The 2,789-nt window shown below is 37.3% G+C and carries 5 protein-coding genes; all 5 read right to left on the minus strand.

Annotated features, from left to right (window positions below; all coding sequences use genetic code 11):
• Positions 1-142: 142 nt before the first annotated feature.
• Complete coding sequence (locus tag IV71_RS08290) at positions 143-292, minus strand: hypothetical protein (protein ID WP_010692158.1); 150 nt, start codon at positions 290-292, stop codon at positions 143-145.
• A gap of 241 nt (positions 293-533) precedes the next feature.
• The gene (locus IV71_RS07280; protein WP_010692161.1) at positions 534-1,055 is read right to left on the minus strand and encodes a hypothetical protein; all 522 of its coding nucleotides are present in this window, start codon (positions 1,053-1,055) and stop codon (positions 534-536) included.
• 181 nt (positions 1,056-1,236) lie between these two features.
• Complete coding sequence (locus tag IV71_RS07285; RefSeq protein ID WP_010692162.1) at positions 1,237-1,770, minus strand: HdeD family acid-resistance protein; 534 nt, start codon at positions 1,768-1,770, stop codon at positions 1,237-1,239.
• A 407-nt stretch (positions 1,771-2,177) separates the two neighbouring features.
• Positions 2,178-2,606, minus strand: coding sequence for a DUF722 domain-containing protein (locus tag IV71_RS07290; protein WP_010692163.1), 429 nt, complete (start codon positions 2,604-2,606; stop codon positions 2,178-2,180).
• Between the two features lie 14 nt (positions 2,607-2,620).
• On the minus strand, positions 2,621-2,761 hold the full coding sequence (locus IV71_RS08480; RefSeq protein WP_420889352.1) for a RusA family crossover junction endodeoxyribonuclease: 141 nt from the start codon (positions 2,759-2,761) through the stop codon (positions 2,621-2,623).
• Between the last annotated feature and the right edge of the window lie 28 nt (positions 2,762-2,789).

Genomic DNA, 2,789 nt, shown 5'->3' on the forward strand with positions numbered 1-2,789 from the left:
CCCGTATTTATCCGCAATCTCCTTGTACTTCATACCAGCTAAGTAGTCTTGCTTAGCTTCATCACGTTTTGTCATGTCATTGGCGCTCCTCCTTTCTTCTTGATCTATGTACTAAAAAAGACAGCCTAAACTGCCTATATCATCACAACGTCACTCCGAACCACAGCATTTTAGCCCCAATGAACATGAATCCAGTTGCTCCTGCAATTAGACCGGCCAATACCATGTATGCTACCGCATTAGCCATGTGCACCATTGTATTAGTAACCTTAAACTTCAAATTATCTTTCATTTTTTTACCTCCAATACAATTTGAAAATCATACAAAAGAAAAAGAACGACCAGAATGGGTGCTTCATGATAAATTGCACACCTTCATAATTCAAATTATCTTTCATGACTCTCCTCCAAAATAAAAACACCCACGTATGGGGTGTTATTTTTTACTAATCCACTTATAAAAAAAAATAAATCCGATAATTAAAACAAAAATAACTATATAGCCAGCAATTATCCAATCCATCAACATTAAATCACCTTATTTTTTTGTTTATTTCATCTTTATAACGCATTAACTTTTCTACATTATCATCGAAATCCTTAAGTGTCACTTTAATGATTTCAATTGGATCAACAGTTTGACCAGTAAAATCAAACTTCAACGATGCAACAATCATAGACAAATAAGCAATCGCTTTTACATCCACTTCTGTAGAATTATATAAGTACTGGAAATACTCGGCAGTTAATTTAACTGTCCGTTCTGACGAATAGCCTATCGTTTTCTGAATTAAATTCCTAACTTTGTCTACATCATATGACTGGCCTAAAGCTTCCATGTTAGTAGCCATCACTGTCCATTCCATCATAATTTCTTGCAAAACTGATGAACCACTTTCTCTATAAAAACTATCAATTTGTAATGTTTTTTGAATATCGTAATCCTTAGTTTGATTAATTCTATCAGCGACCATTTGGGGAATTACTTTTATAAATGCATATACCAATACCGTAAGCGCAATTAGCATTAGCGCCGAAATTTTATAGAAATCCATACAAGATACCCTCGTTTGTTTTTAATTTAATAACTTAAATTAAATAATAAAATTTCGTATTAATCAAATCAAATAAACCCATAATCATATTTATTTCACTTCATTCCATATTCCCTCCAAAATAAAAACCACCGTTAGACTAAACTAACTAGTGGTTTTATTATTTATTATTCAACTGTATTTATTGGCGAATAGTAGCAAACTGTACCAGCTTAACGATACCAACTACTAGCAGCATAATTCCGAGAAATTCCCACAATAGCAAGCCGCCGAAGAATGGGCTAAATACCAACGTCAATCCAGCTAGGAAACTAATCAAAGCTGAAATGAATGGCCACACTCGATTACTTCCCCAGCGATTGATAATTGTCATTTGGACAACACCTTCAATAGCCCACGTCAGACCCGTGAACACGCCAACTACAACTAGAAGTGATAGTGTGGCTGTTTCCAGGTCGAGGAAGATAAACAAACCTGCTACCATGTATAGAATTGACATGATGATACCGATAATACGGTTGGAGCGACCTTGTTCTGTGTCTCGAATAGAAACCAGTAACTTAGATACACCAATTGCAAAAAAGGCAAACCCAATCATACCGGCAACAAAGCTGGCACTCTTTTCTGGCCAAATAGTAATAAACGCCCCGATAATTGTAGAAATCAACCCATCAATTCCAATGGTACGTCGAACTCGTGATGTGAATGCATCCATCTCAACATCTCCTAAACAATAAGTTTTATTGATTACAATTATATATCAAATATTTATTTATTGTCATTTAATGTCAAAAATGACCGCTGCATAATTTGCAACAGTCATTATGTACCGCAACCATAACCGCCAAGAAATGGCCACAACTGCTTGCTACCAAGGTATCTAATCTTGGGTCTCGGCAAGCTAAGAACAACAGCGGAGTTGCACCGCTCATGCGTCAAGGTGTAACCATCACCAATGAAACATGAAGCCTAATACTTATTGTTCAAGGACACAGCGATATTGCAGACGAGTTAACGCCTGTTCCATAATAATATCGCGGCTCTGTGCCCCTATCGAATTATTCGATAATACAAATATAACACCTTTTTTAAGGCAAAACGCGCAGTCAAAACGCAGTCTTTTTAGTGGGTCGAGTTTTCCACAGGTTGAAAAAGAACACTCTGCATGAAATCATCTTTAATCGCTTTCAAATCAGACTGACACTGCCTAACAGACTTATACAATCGGTTAGAATCATTGACCCACGTGTGACGTTTCTTGGCATAGCGGAGTTTCAACAGGTTGACGTGGTAATCGTCCAGAGACAACTCATAATTCTTAACCGTCTCAATCTTATGCCGGAGTTCTCTGACAATCTTGTCATCTTCAACTGCTGCAATATTTGCAATGGTTGAATTTAACGTTGTGTTGACATTCTTGACCCTTCCTCCGCCTACATTTTCATCTTGAGTACTATGTGAGTATTTCAAATCATGGATCCGCCACGCTAAATCATGCTCCCACTTTCCCGAGTAATAGCATTTGAAATATTGCTCCGCTGTCTCCGCCAAATCGATCACCTCCTTTAGTACTGATTATCGTTAATCTTTGAAACCTCAATAACAATCTTCTCTTCATCGCTAAATCGCTTCTTAGCGTTGATGTCACATAGCATGGCATCATCCTTCCACAGGATACCGTTTAAGGCGTCCTCGGTACTCTTAATGTAGTTGCTAAGGTCTGGCTTCTTAAAG

The sequence above is a fragment of the Fructobacillus fructosus KCTC 3544 genome (genome assembly GCF_001438695.1).
In the GTDB taxonomy this organism is placed as follows: Bacteria; Bacillota; Bacilli; order Lactobacillales; family Lactobacillaceae; genus Fructobacillus; species Fructobacillus fructosus.